This is a genomic window from Neobacillus massiliamazoniensis, assembly GCF_001048695.1.
GTDB lineage: Bacteria > Bacillota > Bacilli > Bacillales > Cytobacillaceae > Neobacillus > Neobacillus massiliamazoniensis.
The window spans coordinates 922,293-940,778 of sequence record NZ_CVRB01000002.1 but is presented as its reverse complement, the minus strand read 5'-3'; the positions used below and the strand labels follow the sequence as shown (position 1 = coordinate 940,778).

19 protein-coding genes and 1 pseudogene are annotated in these 18,486 nt (G+C 44.4%); 4 read left to right on the top strand and 16 right to left on the bottom strand.

The features are described from left to right. Window positions 1–11: 11 nt before the first annotated feature. A complete protein-coding gene (gene lipL, locus BN1082_RS12315; protein WP_090634729.1) occupies window positions 12–827 on the bottom strand; it encodes an octanoyl-[GcvH]:protein N-octanoyltransferase in 816 nt (271 codons plus the stop codon). Window positions 828–1,132: 305 nt separating this feature from the next. Then, on the bottom strand, window positions 1,133–2,104 hold the full coding sequence (gene pta, locus BN1082_RS12310) for a phosphate acetyltransferase (RefSeq protein WP_090634726.1): 972 nt from the start codon (window positions 2,102–2,104) through the stop codon (window positions 1,133–1,135). A 222-nt stretch (window positions 2,105–2,326) separates the two neighbouring features. Between pta and hemQ the strand changes: the two genes are divergently transcribed. Both hemQ and gerQ read left to right on the top strand, forming a co-directional pair. Continuing rightward, a complete protein-coding gene (gene hemQ / locus BN1082_RS12305) occupies window positions 2,327–3,070 on the top strand; it encodes a hydrogen peroxide-dependent heme synthase (RefSeq protein ID WP_090634724.1) in 744 nt (247 codons plus the stop codon). A 233-nt stretch (window positions 3,071–3,303) separates the two neighbouring features. Then, window positions 3,304–3,792 carry a spore coat protein GerQ gene (gerQ, locus tag BN1082_RS12300; RefSeq protein WP_245640400.1) on the top strand — a complete coding sequence of 163 codons (489 nt, stop codon included), beginning with the start codon at window positions 3,304–3,306 and terminating at the stop codon, window positions 3,790–3,792. A 176-nt stretch (window positions 3,793–3,968) separates the two neighbouring features. Here the strand turns inward: gerQ and BN1082_RS12295 are convergent, their stop codons facing one another. From BN1082_RS12295 to fdhD, 14 genes and pseudogenes are all read right to left on the bottom strand, one after another. Then, window positions 3,969–4,340 carry a DUF423 domain-containing protein gene (locus tag BN1082_RS12295; RefSeq protein WP_090634722.1) on the bottom strand — a complete coding sequence of 124 codons (372 nt, stop codon included), beginning with the start codon at window positions 4,338–4,340 and terminating at the stop codon, window positions 3,969–3,971. Between the two features lie 17 nt (window positions 4,341–4,357). Beyond that, window positions 4,358–4,648: a YwdI family protein gene (locus BN1082_RS12290; protein WP_090634720.1), complete on the bottom strand. Its 291-nt coding sequence runs from the start codon at window positions 4,646–4,648 to the stop codon at window positions 4,358–4,360. A gap of 275 nt (window positions 4,649–4,923) precedes the next feature. Next, window positions 4,924–5,943: a thiazole biosynthesis adenylyltransferase ThiF gene (locus tag BN1082_RS12285; RefSeq protein WP_090635004.1), complete on the bottom strand. Its 1,020-nt coding sequence runs from the start codon at window positions 5,941–5,943 to the stop codon at window positions 4,924–4,926. 8 nt (window positions 5,944–5,951) lie between these two features. Continuing rightward, complete coding sequence (moaD, locus tag BN1082_RS12280) at window positions 5,952–6,185, bottom strand: molybdopterin converting factor subunit 1 (RefSeq protein WP_090634718.1); 234 nt, start codon at window positions 6,183–6,185, stop codon at window positions 5,952–5,954. Next, window positions 6,178–6,642 (bottom strand): molybdenum cofactor biosynthesis protein MoaE, encoded by a 465-nt coding sequence (locus BN1082_RS12275; protein WP_090634715.1) that lies wholly within the window; start codon window positions 6,640–6,642, stop codon window positions 6,178–6,180. Before BN1082_RS12275 ends, moaD begins: the two co-directional genes overlap by 8 nt. Window positions 6,643–6,647: 5 nt before the next feature. Continuing rightward, window positions 6,648–8,576, bottom strand: a complete 1,929-nt coding sequence (locus BN1082_RS12270; RefSeq protein WP_090634713.1) for a molybdopterin biosynthesis protein — start codon at window positions 8,574–8,576, stop codon at window positions 6,648–6,650. Window positions 8,577–8,589: 13 nt separating this feature from the next. Continuing rightward, window positions 8,590–9,822: a molybdopterin molybdotransferase MoeA gene (locus BN1082_RS12265; protein ID WP_090634711.1), complete on the bottom strand. Its 1,233-nt coding sequence runs from the start codon at window positions 9,820–9,822 to the stop codon at window positions 8,590–8,592. 5 nt (window positions 9,823–9,827) lie between these two features. Continuing rightward, the gene (gene mobA / locus BN1082_RS12260) at window positions 9,828–10,427 is read right to left on the bottom strand and encodes a molybdenum cofactor guanylyltransferase (RefSeq protein ID WP_090634708.1); all 600 of its coding nucleotides are present in this window, start codon (window positions 10,425–10,427) and stop codon (window positions 9,828–9,830) included. 11 nt (window positions 10,428–10,438) lie between these two features. Next, window positions 10,439–11,251, bottom strand: coding sequence for a formate dehydrogenase accessory protein FdhE (locus BN1082_RS12255; RefSeq protein WP_245640399.1), 813 nt, complete (start codon window positions 11,249–11,251; stop codon window positions 10,439–10,441). A 424-nt stretch (window positions 11,252–11,675) separates the two neighbouring features. After that, a complete protein-coding gene (locus tag BN1082_RS12250) occupies window positions 11,676–12,380 on the bottom strand; it encodes a formate dehydrogenase subunit gamma (protein ID WP_090634703.1) in 705 nt (234 codons plus the stop codon). Next, the gene (locus tag BN1082_RS12245) at window positions 12,373–13,200 is read right to left on the bottom strand and encodes a 4Fe-4S dicluster domain-containing protein (protein WP_090634701.1); all 828 of its coding nucleotides are present in this window, start codon (window positions 13,198–13,200) and stop codon (window positions 12,373–12,375) included. Before BN1082_RS12245 ends, BN1082_RS12250 begins: the two co-directional genes overlap by 8 nt. 2 nt (window positions 13,201–13,202) lie before the next feature. Then, window positions 13,203–15,602: pseudogene (gene fdnG / locus BN1082_RS12240) on the bottom strand (formate dehydrogenase-N subunit alpha); the annotation flags it as partial. 12 nt (window positions 15,603–15,614) lie between these two features. Then, window positions 15,615–16,178 (bottom strand): twin-arginine translocation signal domain-containing protein, encoded by a 564-nt coding sequence (locus BN1082_RS29005; protein WP_245640398.1) that lies wholly within the window; start codon window positions 16,176–16,178, stop codon window positions 15,615–15,617. 100 nt (window positions 16,179–16,278) lie between these two features. Next, window positions 16,279–17,019: a formate dehydrogenase accessory sulfurtransferase FdhD gene (fdhD, locus tag BN1082_RS12230; RefSeq protein ID WP_090634692.1), complete on the bottom strand. Its 741-nt coding sequence runs from the start codon at window positions 17,017–17,019 to the stop codon at window positions 16,279–16,281. 344 nt (window positions 17,020–17,363) lie between these two features. Between fdhD and BN1082_RS12225 the strand changes: the two genes are divergently transcribed. Then, window positions 17,364–17,711, top strand: coding sequence for a YojF family protein (locus BN1082_RS12225; RefSeq protein WP_090634689.1), 348 nt, complete (start codon window positions 17,364–17,366; stop codon window positions 17,709–17,711). A 21-nt stretch (window positions 17,712–17,732) separates the two neighbouring features. Next, the gene (gene bshB2 / locus BN1082_RS12220; protein ID WP_090634687.1) at window positions 17,733–18,404 is read left to right on the top strand and encodes a bacillithiol biosynthesis deacetylase BshB2; all 672 of its coding nucleotides are present in this window, start codon (window positions 17,733–17,735) and stop codon (window positions 18,402–18,404) included. The last annotated feature ends 82 nt before the right edge of the window (window positions 18,405–18,486 follow it).

The following is an 18,486-nucleotide window of genomic DNA, read 5'->3' as shown; positions in this document are numbered from 1 at the left end:
ACGGCTTTTTACTATTGATTCCGTTCAACGATTCTTTGATAATAGCCGGGAAACAGCTCCATTTCATAGCTATTCAATTGCCCGGCATAAAGATGATCACAATTGCTTTTTAATTGATGTAAGAGTCTGAGAAGACAATCAGACACCGTTATATTTTCCCCTAACAGTTCCGATAGAGAGGCCATGACATCCGGCACAATTTCGGGGTAAGAAAATTTGGTTTGTTCCCCTTGCATGGCCATCCTATAAAACTGCTGAATTAACTCGGCGCGCTTGCTGCCACTGCCACTCACACAAAGATATATTTGAACGGCTACGCCTTTTTTTAAGCGACGTTGGGATATACCGGCGAATTTTTTTCCATCAATACTGAGATCGTAGCTTCCGGGACAATAAGAGCCAACAATTTCTCGTGCCTCAATTTGCTTCGGAAAATCGGCAAACATCTCTTGAATCAGCTGCAACATCGTATCATAGCCGCGGTTTATGTCGATACCTTTTTCCGATTCCGGCAAAATTAACGAGATGTTCAAAACCCCTTCATCGAGAACGACTGCTAATCCACCCGAATTCCGGACAATGGACTTAAATCCCTGCTGGGCAAGAAATTCCACCCCTGCCTGCAAGAATGGCAGTTTTGTATCCTGAATGCCTAAAACAATAGTATTTTGATGGACCCATGTCCGTACTGTCGCGGGTGCTTGGCCAGTCCCTACAGACGCACACAAGGTGTCGTCGGTGGCAAATGACTGCAGCGCGAGAAAATGCGTACCCACAGCAGACTGATCAATGACCCGCCACTCAGGCTGATATAGCAAGCTTTTCATTTTAGCAGCTCCTTACGAATGAATTAAGGTTATTTTAACAAAATCCTGCTGTTTAGTTAAACTGGCTTTATAAGAAAAGCGCAAGGCGCCCGTTTAGCGCCGTATGGACTGGAGCGCTTCGACTGAGATAAAGGAAACACGGAGAGCGCAAGCGATCCGATGTTGACTTATCGTAGGGAGAAGAGCGAAGTACACTAGGCGCTGGGCGCCTGGAGCTAGACAATTCTCGAAGTCGAAATTTATACTTTCTTTTCTTTTAAAAATAAAGAGCCAGCCCCAAACAGGACCGGCTTACCCTCATTATATTACAATCCTTGTGCTGCAGTGATCAGCGCAAGCTTGTAAACATCTTCATCGTTACAGCCGCGGGAGAGGTCATTTACAGGCTTGTTTAAGCCTTGTAAAATTGGGCCAACAGCTTCAAAGCCGCCTAGGCGCTGGGCAATTTTATAGCCGATGTTTCCTGCCTCTAAGCTTGGGAAAATAAATACCTTCGCGTCGCCCTGGATTTGCGAACCCGGTGCTTTGCTTTTTGCAACAGATGGAACAAAGGCGGCGTCAAACTGGAACTCACCATCAATCATAAGTGATGGGTCGCGGCGTTTCGCTTCTGCCACAGCCTCATTGACCTTATCCGTTTCTTGGGATTTCGCTGAGCCCTTCGTTGAAAAGCTTAACATCGCAACGCGCGGTTCAATATCGAACATGTTCGCCGTTTTCGCACTTTCAATAGCAATTTCCGCTAAATCGCGGCTATCCGGAGCTATATTAATCGCGCAATCAGCGAAGACATATTTTTCATCATTACGTACCATGATGAAAACACCTGACGTTTTGGTAACACCTTGTTTTGTTTTAATAATTTGCAAGGCAGGGCGAACCGTATCAGCAGTAGAGTGGGCCGCACCGCTGACAAGCCCGTCCGCTTTATTTAAATAAACAAGCATCGTTCCAAAATAGTTTTCATCTAATAAAATTTTTCGTGCATCCTCTTCCGTTGCTTTCCCTTTTCTGCGCTCAACGAAGGCAGAAACGAGCTCATCCATCGCAAAATAGCTTTTCGGATCATAGATTTCAGCAGCATCCAAAGAAATACCAAGCTCTTTTGCCTTCTCTTGAACCTCTTCAATATTTCCTACTAAAATCGGTGTTACTAGATTTTCTTTAGCCAATCTGCCGGCAGCTGTTAAAATCCGCGCGTCCAATCCTTCCGGAAACACGATTTTCAGATTACGGCCAGAAATCTTTTGCTTTAACCCTTCAAACAAATCACTCATGTATGTATCCTCCCTTAGTAGAACTTGTAATATTAGCATACTTTACCGTAAAAAAAATTCAAACCAGATAGCGGTTTCATGACAAAAGTCTTTATTTTTCAAAAATTCCACTCCTTTATGATTTGCTTCTTCCTTAATTTTCATTCGGTAAGGTTTTTTTCAGGCATCCCTTGGTCAAACTATGTTATAGTTATTGCGAATGATAACATAGGGGTGATAATAATGAGTGAAGCAGCACAAACACTTGATGGTTGGTACTGTTTACACGACTTTCGCACGGTCGATTGGACAACTTGGAAAATGCTTTCTAGCGATGAACGCCAAGCCGCCATTCACGAGTTTTTAAGTCTAGTTGAAAAATGGAATACCGTTCAGGAACGTAAAGAAGGCAGTCATGCTTTGTATACAATTGTCGGACAAAAGGCTGATTTTATGATGATGATTTTACGGCCGACAATGGAAGAGATAAACGCCATCGAAACAGAATTTAACAAAACAAAATTAGCGGAATTTACGATTCCGGCACATTCCTATGTTTCGGTCGTCGAGCTTTCTAATTATTTGCCTGATGGGGAAGACCCTTATCAAAACCCACATGTGTTAGCTCGTCTTTATCCTATCCTTCCGAAAGCAAAGCATGTTTGTTTTTATCCAATGGATAAGCGCCGCCAGGGCAATGATAACTGGTACATGCTGCCGATGGCGGAGCGCCGCAATCTGATGCGCAGCCATGGAATGATTGGCCGGACATATGCAGGCAAAGTTAAGCAAATCATCACTGGTTCTGTTGGTTTTGACGACTATGAATGGGGAGTCACACTGTTTACCGACGATGTCCTACAATTTAAAAAGCTTATCTATGAAATGCGTTTTGATGAAGTAAGCGCCCGCTATGGTGAATTTGGAGCGTTCTTTGTAGGAAATATCCTCGAGGAAGAACGGATTTCAAGCTTTCTTCACGTCTAAATTATAAAAGTCTTCAGCAAATGCTGAGGGCTTTTTTTAATTATTCACCCCGTTGGCAAGTCATATTTTCCCCCATCCTTTCATACTATTAAACAGCGAGTTTTTAGTAACTGTCCCGAAGCTTCTCATGGGAATGAGGAGAAAAATCCTACCCCGATGGAACCACTTTGGGGTTAGCAGAGTAGGAATAGAATGTTGGGCCATACGTTTATTCATTTTTAGGAGGGGAAAAAATGAACCAATATTACAATCCACAAGGGTTTCAGCAGCCTTATACTGGAGCGACAAGACAGCAAGGTGCACAAACCTTTCAGGGAGGGGGCGGACACCAAGCCTTTTTTGCCGGCCAGCCGGGCTTCTCGACTGCAGGAGCTCCCACTATGCCGACCATGCCCACCATGCCAGCTCCGGGCGCCGGGCAGCAAATTCCAGGAATGCTTCCCATTGAGCAATCCTATATCGAAAATATTTTACGGCTAAACAAAGGAAAGCTTGTCACCGTATTTGCCACCTTCGAGGGCAATACCCAATGGAATGCAAAAGAGTTTAGAGGGATTATCGAAGCAGCAGGAAGGGATCATGTTATTTTAAGCGACCCCCAAACCGGAACACGGTACCTGATTCCAATGGTAGCCGTCGATTACATTACCTTTAGTGAAGAGATCGAGTATGAGTATCCATTTGGTGCAGGGCCTTCTATGGGGACTTATCCTCCAAGATAAACAAAACGGCATTGGTTGCTGGACCAATGCCTCTTCTTCTTATCTCACCAAAATTTATATCGAATCGACTTCGAGAATTGTCTAGCTTCGGCAGCATTAGCATCGCACGAAGAAAAAGCGTTAGCTTTTTCGAGGAGGCCATACGCCGCTGACCAGGGCGCTTCCGCTTTTCTTATTTACATATTTTTAACGGCCCCAATAACCAATAGAAGCCAAGCTGCTAAAAAGCAAACCCCACCGATAGGTGTAATGGCCCCGATAATGCTGATCTTCGTTAAGCTTAGTACATAAAGGCTGCCGCTGAATAAAATTACGCCAATCAACATTAACCAGCCTGACCATCTGAATATCGAGCATGCTGCGTATTGACCAAGTATTGTAGCCACTGCTAACATTCCAAGTGCATGAAACATTTGATAGTTTACGCCTGTTTTCCAAATCTCCAAATACTTCGGCTCAAGCTTATTCGCTAATCCATGGGCACCGAATGCTCCAAGTGCCACCGCCAAAAAGGCATTAATTGCCCCAATAATGATAAATGTTTTCATGTTCCATCATCCCCTTTTTAAAAATCAAATAATGAATCGCCGTTTGCCCCGTCTTCCACCTCTAATTTTTTCGGTTGATTGATGGGAACAGGCTGCTGGAATACTATCTGCTGATTGAATCCTGTTGGCTGTGGTATGACTGGCTGTATGGTTTGTGCTGTTACCGCATGCTTTTCAGCCAAGATCAACTCGCATAATATTTTTATAGAGTAAATCTTTTCCCGCAAGCTCTCCTCCTGCGGACTGTTTTTTGCCAGTTGTAGTTCCTCTTCTATTTTCGCTAATAGCTTTTTGACAGATATATTCATGTTTGAAATACCTCACAAATTCATTCTCAATACCATCTTACACGAGTATGACCTTTTTTTCGAACAATTAGACCATTCGACATATTTCTATGTTCCACGTGAAACAAGTCGAAATTTGGTGGATGTGATAGTGAAGAATGCGGAAATTGCATCTATGCCTATAAATTGAAGTAAGGACTCCTGATTTTGTAGATAACTCTCTGGAATTTGTAGTATAACCTCTCACGTTCTCGTAACGACCAAAAACCCCGTACCACAACGGGTACGGGGGAGAACTATCCTAATATCCTCTGATAAATTGATTTTGCATGGGTTAAATCCTTTGTGCCGTGAATGAGGGCGCGGCCGTCTTGGAAAATCACCATCCGCTCAGCTTCCATTTCCACTGATAATAAATAGGGATTCCCTTTCACATCGTAGCCGAGCGCACTTAGCTGTTCAGCAAGACGTTCAAGAGATAGCCCACGGACAGAGGACGGGCGGATTTGCACTGTGTCACGGCCGCAAAGTACCGTTGTTTTTGTCATATTTTCACGATCGAGATATGGATAAGTCCGTTCCTCACCGCATGACAAACAGCCGGCAAACTTTGCTTTTGACATTTTCATCGTTGTGTATTGGTTTCGCCATACATCAAAGCTAACAAATGAGGTCCTGACTGCATCCCAATCCTCGACCAGTATTTTTAGAGCCTCCGCTGTTTGATGGGCAATCACCATTTGCACTGCAGGTGAAATAATCCCTCCGGTGTCGCACGTCATTCCCTGCAGCGGAATCGTCCGCAGCAGACAATTTAAACAAGGGGTTTTGCCAGGAATAATAGAAAAACTCATCCCAAAGCTGCCGACGCAGGCCCCGTAAATCCAGGGAACATCGTATTTTTGTGCTATATCGTTCATTGCCATCCGCGTTTCAAAATTGTCGGTGGCATCAAGCATCAAGTCGACTCCGACAATCAGCTCTTCCAGCACCTCAGGTGTGGCATCGCCAATGATAGACCGGATTATGACATCAGAATTAATTGCCTTTAAGCGCTTTTCCGCCGCAGCGGCCTTAGGGAGCTTTTCCGCGACATCCTCTTCTGTGTAAAGCTGCTGGCGCTGAAGATTGCTTGCTTCGACATAATCCCTGTCGACGATCGTGATTTTTCCAACTCCTGCTCGCACAAGGATTTCCGCACTTCCTGAGCCAAGTGCGCCGGCCCCAATGATCAGCACATGCTTCCTACTGATTTTTTCCTGGCCTTCTTTACCGATTCCTGGAAAAAGGACTTGCCTTGAATACCGCTCAGACATAGACATCTTTAACCCCCGCTCACCGGTGGAATGAAGGCAATTTCATCGCCGTCTTCAATGATGACCACATCAGGCGCAAACTCTTCATTCACTGCCGTCATAACCGTGTCCATTTTTGGCAAGTGATAGGTATTGGACAAATCCTCTTTTAGCTCGGCAACGGTCTTTCCAGAGGCATCCAGCATTAAAAATTCCTTACCCACTGCATCGCGCAAATGAGCAAAAAACAACACCTTATTCATCAACATCGGCCTCCTCTGGTTTACCGCTCGGATAGGAAACGGTTTCGAGCTGATTACCGACCCACTCTTCGCCATCTTCCCAATGCTCTTTCTTCCAAATCGGGACAATTTCTTTGATTCGCTCAATCGCATAGCGGTTGGCTTCGTAGGCATCAGCCCGGTGCGGAGTAGAAACCGCGATGACCACTGCCACATCCGTAATCTCGAGGCGCCCGACCCGGTGGGTAATTGCAACCTTTGCACCCGACCAGCGCTGTTCAATTTCCGTCCCGATTTGCTCAAGCTTCTTAACAGCCATCGCCTCATATGCTTCATAAATTAAAAACAAGGTTTTCTTACCATATGTTAATTCCCTGACGGTGCCGATAAAGGTCGTGATCGCACCCGCTTCACGCTGTACGACTTTATCAATAACAGCTTGGACGTTTATTGGTTCTTTTGAAATTTCGTATCGCAAATTTTTCACCTTTCTGCCCTAGTCAATAACTTTGGCTCCGTATTTTCCACCACGACATAGCCGCCGATTTTTTTAACCTGCTGTTTAAAAACCTCTGAATGGATAAGCTCCAACAGAAAACGGCCATTTTCACTTTCGTAGAAGCTTCTTGTCATCACTAAATCATATTCTTCATCAGCAACTGGGAAAAAGTCCAGTTCCATCGCTTTAGCTGCTGGAAAAATTCCGAGGCCAACAGCATTCGTGCCGCCCTTTACTTCAGCCGCAACGGCCAGATGCGAGAACATCTCCCGGTCATAGCCGCTAATTTGTTCGGAAGACAAGCCCACTTTATCTAGTAAAAGGTCAAATAAAATTCTCGTACCGGCGCCTTTTTGGCGATTTACAAAATCAGCATTCTTTTCTGCAATATCGATCACATTCGTGATGCAGAGCGGATTTCCCTTCGGAACAATCCAGCCCTGCTTTCTTTTTAAAAATGGGCATAGAACAACATCCTGCCCTGCCAATACTTTTTTTACATATGAAATATTGTATTGCTTTGTCTCTGGATCGAGCAAATGAACGCCCGCTACATGGGCCTCTCCCTTGCGAATCGCCATCAGCCCTGCCATGCTACCAACATGGGAGGAGACAATTTTCATGTCTGTCCGCAACGATTTTAACTGGGCTGACAACAGGTCAATGGTTAGATCATGGCTGCCGCAAAACACAATTGCATTTTTTATCTCCTCAAGCGGCCGCAGCAGCTCGACTTCGACTACCGTGCCTTGTTCCAAACCAATCTCATTTGGTGGCACAACGAGCAGGCCGTCTGCTCTGACAAACGACATCGTCACCCCTGCATTTCTTGTAAGCGGATTCGCCATATATTGTCCATTCACATAGCCGATGCTCATTCGCACAAAATCCTCCGCACCCATCGTCGACACAATTCGACGACCGAGTTTAACGGATAAGGTTTGCCGTTTCGGTTCAGGAATCTGTAAATACTTGCAGATCAAAGGTTTGACAAACCATTCGAGCGCAAAGTAGGCCGAAACCGGATATCCTGGTACTCCGATTACTATTTTATCATGAATTTTTCCTAAAATAACAGGCTTACCTGGTCGAGTAGCAACACCATGGGTAAAAACAGATCCTAACTCACCAATAATGTGAACAGTATAGTCCTTCGATCCCGCTGATGATCCGGCATTAATGACAACAATGTCGGAATCATTTGCAGCCTGAGACAGAGCTTGCTTAATTTTTTCAGGATCGTCCTTAACGATTGGATGAAGCCGGCCTTCGCCGCCCCATTCTTTGATAAAATTTGCAAATACTGTTCCGTTGAATTCGATAATTTGTCCGGACGCGAGAGCCGCATCAGCCGGAACAAGCTCATTTCCTGTAGGAATAATCGTGACAACCGGCTTTTTCACGACCGGAATTTTCGTTTGCCTGGAAGCGAGTAAAACACCGATATCGGCCGGTCGAATCGTGTGCCCCTGGGGAAAAAGCATTTCTTCTTGAACAATATCTTCGCCAATCGGGCGAATATGCTGCCATGGAGTAGCCGGTTCAATAATCTCTATTGTTTTCTCATCGACAACATGGACATTCTCAATCATAATAACTGCGTTAAACGGGGAGGGGATGGCGTTCCCGGTATCAACATAGCGAAATTGTTCACCGTTTTTAAGCAAAAGTGGGTTCTGCTCATGCGCAGAATAGGTGCTTTCAGCGACAACAGCTATGCCATCCATCGCGGAGGCGTGATAGTGCGGCATCGAGATTCGGGCAAAAATCGGTTCTGCGGTGATACGGCCTAAGGTATCAGCAGCTGGGATATACTCTGTTTTAGGGGTCTGTTGGAACGCCTCGAGAAGTTCTTCCTTGGCTGCGGATCGGGGTTTGTCCTCTAAATATATTTTTCGCTCAAAGTTCTTCATGTCAGTTCCCCCTTTATCTCGATGGAATTACAGGGACATTCTCACCTTGCAGAATACCCTCTTTTTCTGAAGCAATCTCCACAATGCCATCGCTTTTGACGAGCGTTGTGATCAATCCTGATTTCCCAATGATGGGTTCTGCCCACCATTCGCCGTTTAGCTCGAATAATCGGACACGAATATAATCTGACCGCCCCGGAGAGGAGGGGATATTTTTCGTCATTCGGGCAAAAATTCGGTCAGGCTTCTTAGCAATTTTTTCCCCTTGCAGCTTTCTCACAATGCGCTCGCCAAAAAGCTTAAAAATAATCATTGCTGATGCCGGGTGCCCTGGTAAGCCGATGACGGGCTTTCCATCTGCCAGGGCGAGAATCGTCGGTTTCCCAGGCTTGATTGATATGCCGTGAACAAACACCCCAGGCTCGCCTAGCCCTTCAATAACTTCAATTGTATAGTCTTTGACCCCAACTGAACTGCCGCCGGAAAGAATTAAGCAATCAACTTGGTCATACAGCTCGCGGGCTTTTTGTTGAAACTGAGAAATATCATCTTTAACAATTCCACCGTACAGTACCTCCACACCCCATTCGCTTGCCAGACCTAAAATAGCTAAATAGTTCACGTCACGAATTTGTCCGGTGGAAAGCGTTTTGGTTTGATAGGGAACGATCTCATCTCCGGATGAAAGGTAACCGACCTTTAATTTGCGGTACACTCGGACATGCGTAACCCCTAACGACGCAAGTGCCCCTAACTCCTGCGGCCTTAGTTTCGTCCCTTCCGGAAGAAGAAGATCTCCATTTCTAATATCTTCACCGGCACGGATGATATTTTCGCCCGGTGCCACTTGTTTGTATATATTGAGGAGACCATCCATATCCTCACAATGCTCGATCATGATGACGCTGTCGCTGTCGGGAGGGAGCATCCCGCCTGTTGGAACATATACTGCCTCACTGGACCCGATGTGGTGCCTGACACCTTCACCCATTTTTACTTCGCCGATAACCGTTAAAAATGCAGGCATTGATTCAGATGAACCGTACGTGTCCTTGGCTTTTACCGCATATCCGTCCACCGTTGAACGGTCAAAGCCCGGGACGTTTTCCGTTGCTGCGACCGGCTCGGCTAAGATATAGTGGAGCGCTTCTTCAAGTGAACGGACCTCCACATCTTGAATGGAAGGAATCATTTCATCGATTAAGGCATATGTCTCTTCGACTGTTTTTACCTTGAAAAATTGCATCTGCCTTACTTCCCCTCTTGCTCATTCTTGGCCCACATTAAAGCATCTTCGTACTCATTTGGGTGATTCATGTTGAAAAAAACACGGGCAAGGTCAAACTCCGTCAAGTCATTTTCCGTAACGTAACGGACATGTAGCTGATCAAGCAAATTCTTCACCCTTAGTCGCTCTTCCTTTAGGCACTGCTCGACAGTTGGGACAAGCCTTTTTTGGAAAACTGCAAATAAAGGATGCTGTTTTCCAAAAATGACTGGAATCACTGCATCATAACCACTGCTCTTGTCCACTAGGGCCCGGGCTAGTTCCCCTAAAACAAACGGCATATCGCAGGCAACGATAAAATTGGTTTCATAGGAACTGGCCTCGAGCCCAGCATGCACACCTGCAAGCGGACCCATGCCGGGAAAATGATCAGTCACCGTTTTCAATTCCAAAAATTCATATTGCTTTGGATTATTTGTAACTAGGATCATTTCATCAAAAAGCGGCTTTAACCTATCTACAATTCTCTCAATATTGGTTTTCTCATTAATTTTCAGGAGGGCTTTATTCGTGCCCATTCTGCTCGATTTCCCGCCGGATAAAATAATTGCAGCCGCCTTCATGATTCCACCTCTTAATTCGTTATTTTTTTCTCGCCAACTGCCCGATAACCATTTTGCTGGGCTACAAAGTCCAAATGAATGGTGTCTAAGTCGATCTGTGCTGCTGATGGCTTTGTAATATATTGCCTCGTATCGATTACTTTCATATATCCGTTACATACCTCGCAAACTTGGATTTGTGAAATGGCATCTCCTTCAATGGTCAAGAACTTTAATTTTTGATGGTCATCATTGCCGCAATGGTCGCATTCTAAGCGTTTCCCTTGCCAATGAGCCAGACAGCGAGGGCAATGGACCACCTTTTTCCCTTCCTCCTCAAGCGCTGCCAGCCTTACCGGCTCACCACAAACAGGACAGCCTTCATCCGGAACCGCATATTCAATCCGGTCTTGGACGCTTTCGGCTAAAAGCTGCAAATATGGCCGGACAGCTGTTTCCGCGAAATATGAGGGAATCCATTCTTCAAGGTCTTTTTCTTCAGCAAATTCTGTAAAATAGGCTTGATTGAAGGCGAGTGCTTCCTGGATCCAGCGCAGTCCCACTTCCTCGTTCATGATGTCGGAAAGCTTGTCCAGCTTTACTGCTAATTCGCCATTTGAGGCGATAATCGCTTCCACAACTTCCTCTATCCACTGTAAAAATAGAGAAATATCAAAATGAAAATCCGTTAAAGCGATAACCGGCACCCCTGCATCTAGCGCCGCCTTATCCACTTTCGGCAGAACTGCCTCTTCTCGTAAACTATTCTTCCATTTTTCTTGTAAATCAACAATTGTTTTATTCAAATTTTGATATTCTTTGTTCACAACAGACTTTTTCACCATGTCACCTCATTCTTTTTGGGCTGTTTCACGACTTTATCTGCGAATTTTACAGTTTTATCTGCGAATCTACATGATATATCTTCGGGATTCTAATTTTATCTGCGGATCCCCACGATATCTCTGCGGATTTTCCATTTTATCTGCGAATCCACATGATATATCTGCGAATTTTCTATTTTTATGCGCGAATCCACACGGGATATGCGCGAATTTTTCATTTTATGCGCGAATTCACTCGGGATATGCGCGAATTTTTCATTTTATGCGCGAATTCACTCGGGATATGCGCGAATTTTTCATTTTATGCGCGAATTCACTCGGGATATGCGCGAATTTTTCATTTTATGCGCGAATTCACTCGGGATATGCGCGAATCGAATTTTTAAGGGAAATAGCCTCACCAAGGCCATTCCCCCTATTAAAATTAAGCATGCTTCTTCTTTTTCGGATCATCCAATTTTGGGAAGTTGCCTTTTTTGACTTCTTCTTCATACCAGTCGGTATAGTGATCCTTTGCCCACCATGCAGGAACCTTTCCCGTTACCACTCCAGAATAGCCTGGTCTTGAATTTTTATGAACAACGCTCAAGTAAATGTGGCCGACAATGACGGCAATCGCAAGGCCAAAGCCGAAGTCATGTAAGAAGTAGCCCCACTGAAAAACAGCCCTTGGGAAAAATTGCGGAAACCACATGATGAATCCTGAACAGATAATGATAATGGCACACAAAATCTGGAGGATTGAGTTAATTTTTTCACCGGCATTAAAAAATGTTTGCCTTACATGCTTAAAGTTTAAACCAAACAATTCTTTCACAAATTCGGTAAAAAATTGAAGATCTCTTTTTTTCCATGTAACAAGTTCTTTCATCCAATTAAAGAAGCCTTTACGGTCAAAAATCAAAAAGATAATCGTTGGGGTGACGAACATAACGGCAAAGATGCGGTGAAGCAAGCGAGCATTCGCTGGGCCGCCAAGAACCGTATAAAGCCAGTTAAAGGAATGGGCGTACATTGGCAAAGCCGTAATGTAGAGAGCAAAGAAAGAAAACGCATTTACAGCATGGGCGATAACGAACGCTTTCGAAAAACGTCTTACTTGCACATCTGGTTTTTTCTGATTACTCATGGCTTCCACCCCCGTCTTGCGTCTCGCCTTTTCCTGCTTTATTGAAAAGCCTGTTCGTTACAAAAGCACCGACAACAGCCATTGTTGTGGCCCCCAGCATCAGTTTGCCGATTGGTTGGGCATAATCCTTCCAAGCAACCGCCGATGTTGGGACTTTAGGGCTTTCCGGCAGACCATAAACAGATGGTTTTTCCGCTAAAACATAAATAGTATTCGTACCGCCGACACCTGATGGATTATAAACCTGGGCGTTAGGGAAACGACTCTTGATTTCCCGTACACGCTGCTCGGCCTTATTGATCATCGCCGTTTTGTCGCCGAACTCCATCGTCCCTGTATGGCAGGTGGTGACACAGGCCGGCTGTAAACCTTCATCGAGGCGGTCGGTACACAATGTGCACTTTTGTGATTTCCGGTACGTGCTTCCGTTTTTATCTTTGTATTCCTTTAAGGAAATAACTTCAAACGGACAGTTTTGTACGCAATAGCCGCAGCCAATGCATTTGTCGTGATCAATAACTACAGAGCCATATTTCGTGTGACTGATGGCGTCTTCAGGGCATACCTTTTCACAAGCAGCATCATGGCAATGGAAGCAGGAGGAATGGCGGAAAAGATATTCAAGATTGCCCTTGCCATTCTCATGCTCAATATATTGCAGCACATTCCACGTATCTGCAGTTACTTTTTTATGTGATTGGACACTGCCGAGGAATTCGGTATTCTCCGCCGGCAGGTCATTCCAGTTTTTGCATGCCACCATACAAGCACGACAGCCGTCACATTTGGTAACATCTACATATTTCACATATTCCGTCATCCTTAAGCCCTCCTTACGTTACAGAGGAATGCCTTGTATTCAGGAATTGTTGTATTTGCATCCCCAATATGCGGTGTCAGCCTGTTTGCTGTATCACCGGTTGCAAAGCCCTTAAAGCCAAAATGCCATGGCATCCCAATTTGATGGACTTTTTTGCCTTGAATGGTAAACGGCTTAAAGCGTTTTGTGACCATTGCATAAGCTTTAATTTCACCGCGCGCTGAGCTGACAATGACCATGTCTTTATTTTTGATTCCCTTTTCTTGTGCTAACTCCTCACTCATTTCAACAAACATGTGGCCGGCAAGCTCTGAAAGCCATTCTTGGTTTCGTGTCATCGAGCCCGACTGCCAGTGTTCGCTTACTCGATAGTTGGTCGCTACAATCGGGAAGTCTTTCTTTTCACCTTTTTTATTAAAGTCCCCTTGAATAATAACAGTCGTAGGGTTCATTTGCTGACTTGAAAAAACATTCGGAACAGGGCTTTCAAACGGTTCATAATGTTCAGGGAACGGCCCGTCATTTAGAGTTGGCGCAAATAGTAAGCCTACTCCGTCTTTGTTCATGATAAATGGCCCTGTGCCGTCCGGCTCGGTAGGTGCTGTAACGGCTTTAAAGTCAGGGACATCATTACCTACCCATTTCTTTTGAATGGCATCCCACCAAATGACTGCTTTTTCCTTGCTCCATGGCTGGCCGCTTGGATCTGCTGAAGCTCGGTTGTAAAGAATCCGGCGGTTCATTGGCCAAGCATAAGACCAGTTTAAGTAGTTGGCATTGCCGGTATCCTTGTTATCACGGCGTTTTGATAGGTTTTTCCCTTCTGCCGGATAGAAGCCGGAGTAAATCCAGTTACCGCTCGAGGTTGTTCCGTCATCTAATAAGGAGCCAAAGCCTGCGAGCAGTTTGCCTGTTTTGAGATCGTAGCCATTGATTTCTTTTGCAATAAGGTCGATATCCGGCGTCTCACCTGTGCCGTAGCTCCAATCAAGCGCTTGAATAGGCTTATCAGCTGATTTCGTACTATCGGCATAAAGCTTTTTCATTCTTAAGGCAAGCTCATGAATGACGTCAAGGTCTGGTCTTGCTTCACCTCTTGAATCAATGGCTTTCCAACGATATTGCATCCATCGTGAACTATTGGATACACTGCCCTCTTTCTCATATGATGCGGATGCCGGCAGGAGGAATACCTCGGTATTAATATTCGCCGGGTTGCTGCCAGCTTCCTTTTGCCAGAAAGAGGAGGTTTCGGTTTCCCATAGATCAATAGCAACAAGCCACTTTAGTTTGCTGAGGGCTTCTTTCTCTTTACCGGAATTCGGTCCGCCGACGACCGGGTTTGTCCCAAATAGAAAAGCCCCGTCAAGATGGCCCTGATACATAGCATTAAATAGATTAATATGCGAATAGTTTTTATTGCCTTTTGGTAAAAATTGATAGCCAAACTCGTTGTCCTTTGTGGCATTTTCTCCATACCATGCTTTTAATAAGCTGACAACGAATTTTGGTTTGTTGCTCCAATAGCCCGTTTTTGGTGTTTCTTTATCGAGAAAGCCTTTTAGGGTGGCATGCTCAGGAACGGTTGCTTTTGGCGCACCGAGATATCCTGTTAAGTTATCGTACAATAGGCCAAAGTCTGTTGAGCCTTGAACATTGGATTCGCCGCGCATAGCGTTAATACCACCGCCAGGAATTCCGATGTTTCCTAATAAAAGCTGCAGGATGGCGTAGCAACGAACATTTTGGGTCCCTACTGTATGCTGGGTTGTGCCCATGGCATACAGAATCGTACCGGATTTTCCAGTCTTTCCTGTTGAACAGAAGGCTTCGCACACCTTTAAGTAATCTTCTTTTGGCGTACCTGTTACGGAGATAACCTTATCCACATCATAACGCGAATAATGCTTTTTCATTAATTGGAATACGGTTCGTGGGTTTTCTAATGTTTCATCTTTCACCGGCTTGCCGTCTTCTGTTGCTTCCAATGCCCATTTTGTTTTATCATAAGCTCTTTTCGTTTCATCATATCCAGTGAAGAGGCCGTCTTTAAAGTCATAGCCCTCTTTCACAATAAAAGAAGCATTTGTATATTTAGCAACATACTCTTTGTGAATCAGATTATTTTGCAGCGCATAGTTAATCATTCCGCCAAGAAATGCAATATCCGTACCTGAACGGAGTGGTGCATAAATGTCAGCCTGTGCGGATGTTCTTGTAAAACGAGGATCAACGGAAACAATTTTTCCTCCGTTTTCCTTCGCTTTCGTTAACCATCTAAAGCTGATAGGATGGTTTTCAGCAGGGTTTGCGCCCATAATCAATGCACAATCAGTATGCTGCAAATCATTCCAATGGTTAGTCATTGCTCCACGACCAAATGAGGGTGCCAGACCGGCAACCGTAGAACTATGTCATATCCGTGCTTGATGCTCTAAATAAACGACACCAAGCCCTCTCATTAGTTTCGACAGCAAATACGTTTCTTCGTTATCAAGGGCTGCGCCGCCAAGGCTGGCGATCTTTTCCGTTTTATTTACGGTAATGCCCTGTTCCACCTCGACAAATGAATGATCGCGAGTTTCTTTTGTTCGACTCGCAATCATGTCGAGCATCCAGTCCCAGTCTTTTTCTTCCCATTTACTGCTGCCGGGTGCGCGGTAAAGAGGTTTTGTTAAACGTTTTTCAGAGGTATATAATTGTCTGATTGTAGTCCCTTTGCTGCAAAGCTTTCCTTCGTTGATGGGGTTATCCGGATCCCCTTCCGTATAAACCACAGTGTTGTTTTTGGTGTGGACAAGAATCCCACAGCCGACGCCACAATAGCAGCAAATGGTTGGCGTTACAGTAGCTTGGGCAATTTTGAATTCTTTTGTTGTGGCATAGGCTTTTTTCTCATTAAAGCCGAGCTCTACAACGGCTAAAGTAGCAGCGGCCGCGCCCGAAAGCTTTAAGAATTGCCGACGATTCAGGTTCATTTCTACCATCTCTAATCTCCTTCCCATCATGAATTGATCTCTATCCACCTAATCTTCTTCTCTAAATAATCCCCCCCTTTCAAAGCATCTCTACGGAGAGCTATTCTTGTATATCGTTTTGTACTCGGCCCTCTGAGGTATAAATCATAGCCATTTTTCCTCTTAAATAGCCTATTACCTCTATATGTAAAAATTTAGCTAATTGGATGGCCTGCCTGGTAGCAGCTGTCCTTGATCCAATCACAGCAAAGCCAAATTTCGCCGCCTTCGAAAGCATTTCATAGGAAACCCTGCCGGTCGTAAGTAAAATTAAACGCTTTGGATGTAAGCGGTTTCGTAAACAATAGCCAATAATCTTATCGACAGCATTATGCCTGCCGATATCTTCACGAATGGTCATATTTCCTTTTTCATCAATAATACAGGCCCCATGCATACCGCCAGTTTCAAGGTACAGTGTCGAATTTTGAGCAAACTCACTGCGTTTTTTTAAAAGATAACTAAGTTGGTAGGTCTTACCAGAGGATATCTTTTGGAAATTTTTCACGTCTGTCATTGAAAAAAACGTTACACCCCTGCCGCATCCTGCGGTATAGTGTTTCTTTTTCGAAAAGAGCTGTTCGGCATCAAAATTAGTTCGGAGGGTAACGTGGATACTTCCTGTTTCTTCATTAATGCGGATCGTTTTTATCTCATCTGGATCCTGAATAAATCCTTCAGAAAACAAATAACCATATGTCCAGTCCTCGAGATCCGCTTTTGTAAGCTGAAAAACAGCAATCTCATAGCCGTTTAACACCAAAGGAATGGGATATTCATCAGGACTTCCTTTATGATTCATCTTCTTCCCTCTAATCTTTCTTTATTTATTCATCGTAGGTAACTTAAATTTATATTAAATTACCAATTTTGTCCGACGGGAATTTGACAAATTATTTTCATATTTGTGTCTTTTTTCCTGCTTTTTTGTGAACCGCCAAGTTAAGCAACGTCTAAATATTGTTAATTCATTACCAAAAAGACCAGCCATTAGAAAAACTCCTGGCTGGTCTTTTACTATTGTCATTGCTAAAGGGGATATCAAGGCACAAACTTCGCTTTTTTTTACTAATTTTAGTATGATAATTACATTCTTAACTAAAAATGAATTCAGTGCTTCTTTTTAAATGGAAGGGGGGCGTTATTTTGGAACGAATTGATGTAAAAACAGTGCAAGCTCATATCAACCACTTTGCCAATCAAGATGTCTACATCCATCTCGAAACGACGAACGGTGCTTATGCATCGCATTTCAACGAATCGTTCTTTTCAGCAGGGGCGTATATCCGAAATGCACAAGTTCGGTATGAGATAGGGAAAATCACCGGAAACGACCCCTATAGGGTTGGGTTGAAAATCAACCTCGGCTGGGTGTATGCAGAGGGACTTACCCATTATGAAATGGATGAACAAGGACGACTGCTTTTAGCCGGTCACGACACTCAAGGGAAACTAGCCGTGGCCCTTGAAATAAGCCAAATACCGTTTGATTAATACCGGAAAGGAGAAATAGGAATGGAAAAAGAACGACAACTCCTGGTCGTCTTTCCTCATCCGGATGACGAAGCCTTTGGGGTGTCAGGCACCATCGCAACCCATGTTGCAAATGGGACACCCGTTACTTATGCTTGTTTAACCTTAGGTGAAATGGGCCGAAACATGGGAAATCCCCCTTTTACCAACAGAGAAAACCTTCCGAAAATCAGGAAGGAAGAATTGAAAAACGCCGCCAGCATTTTGGGGATTCAAGATCTTCGAATGATGGGTTATCGTGATAAAACAATTGAATTTGAGGATGACGACAAGCTAACCAATAGGATGCTTTCATTAATTGAAGAGGTAAAACCCTCTCTCATCATTACCTTTTATCCAGGCTACGCTGTCCATCCCGACCATGACGCGACCGGTGCGGCCGTCGTTCGTGCTGTTGGGAAGATTCCGAGCGCCGCAAGGCCGACATTACATTGCGTTGCATTCTCGAATAATTGTGTCGAGGAGCTCGGCGAGCCAGACATCGTAAATAATATAAATGCCGTTGTCGAAAAGAAACTAGGAGCCATTCGGGCTCACCGTTCGCAAACGGAGCAAATGTTTGCCAACATGTCTGAAGGTTTAAAGACCCAGGACCCTAAAGTGATGGCAAGGATTCTTCATGAACGATTTTGGACCTACAAATATACAGATTAGACTTTAAAAGCCCTTCGTTATCCGAAGGGCTTTTTTGTATTAATTTACATCTTTTCACATAACGTTCATAAACAGGGAAATG

Excerpts from the sequence above, each read along its gene's own strand:
- lipL (WP_090634729.1), bottom strand. The coding sequence starts at position 827 with ATGAAAAGCTTGCTATATCAGCCTGAGTGGCGGGTCATTGATCAGTCT.
- pta (WP_090634726.1), bottom strand. The coding sequence starts at position 2,104 with ATGAGTGATTTGTTTGAAGGGTTAAAGCAAAAGATTTCTGGCCGTAAT.
- hemQ (WP_090634724.1), top strand. The coding sequence starts at position 2,327 with ATGAGTGAAGCAGCACAAACACTTGATGGTTGGTACTGTTTACACGAC.
- gerQ (WP_245640400.1), top strand. The coding sequence starts at position 3,304 with ATGAACCAATATTACAATCCACAAGGGTTTCAGCAGCCTTATACTGGA.
- BN1082_RS12295 (WP_090634722.1), bottom strand. The coding sequence starts at position 4,340 with ATGAAAACATTTATCATTATTGGGGCAATTAATGCCTTTTTGGCGGTG.
- BN1082_RS12290 (WP_090634720.1), bottom strand. The coding sequence starts at position 4,648 with ATGAATATATCTGTCAAAAAGCTATTAGCGAAAATAGAAGAGGAACTA.
- BN1082_RS12285 (WP_090635004.1), bottom strand. The coding sequence starts at position 5,943 with ATGTCTGAGCGGTATTCAAGGCAAGTCCTTTTTCCAGGAATCGGTAAA.
- moaD (WP_090634718.1), bottom strand. The coding sequence starts at position 6,185 with ATGAATAAGGTGTTGTTTTTTGCTCATTTGCGCGATGCAGTGGGTAAG.
- BN1082_RS12270 (WP_090634713.1), bottom strand. The coding sequence starts at position 8,576 with ATGAAGAACTTTGAGCGAAAAATATATTTAGAGGACAAACCCCGATCC.
- BN1082_RS12265 (WP_090634711.1), bottom strand. The coding sequence starts at position 9,822 with ATGCAATTTTTCAAGGTAAAAACAGTCGAAGAGACATATGCCTTAATC.
- mobA (WP_090634708.1), bottom strand. The coding sequence starts at position 10,427 with ATGAAGGCGGCTGCAATTATTTTATCCGGCGGGAAATCGAGCAGAATG.
- BN1082_RS12255 (WP_245640399.1), bottom strand. The coding sequence starts at position 11,251 with ATGGTGAAAAAGTCTGTTGTGAACAAAGAATATCAAAATTTGAATAAA.
- BN1082_RS12250 (WP_090634703.1), bottom strand. The coding sequence starts at position 12,380 with ATGAGTAATCAGAAAAAACCAGATGTGCAAGTAAGACGTTTTTCGAAA.
- BN1082_RS12245 (WP_090634701.1), bottom strand. The coding sequence starts at position 13,200 with ATGACGGAATATGTGAAATATGTAGATGTTACCAAATGTGACGGCTGT.
- BN1082_RS29005 (WP_245640398.1), bottom strand. The coding sequence starts at position 16,178 with ATGAACCTGAATCGTCGGCAATTCTTAAAGCTTTCGGGCGCGGCCGCT.
- fdhD (WP_090634692.1), bottom strand. The coding sequence starts at position 17,019 with ATGAATCATAAAGGAAGTCCTGATGAATATCCCATTCCTTTGGTGTTA.
- bshB2 (WP_090634687.1), top strand. The coding sequence starts at position 17,733 with ATGGAAAAAGAACGACAACTCCTGGTCGTCTTTCCTCATCCGGATGAC.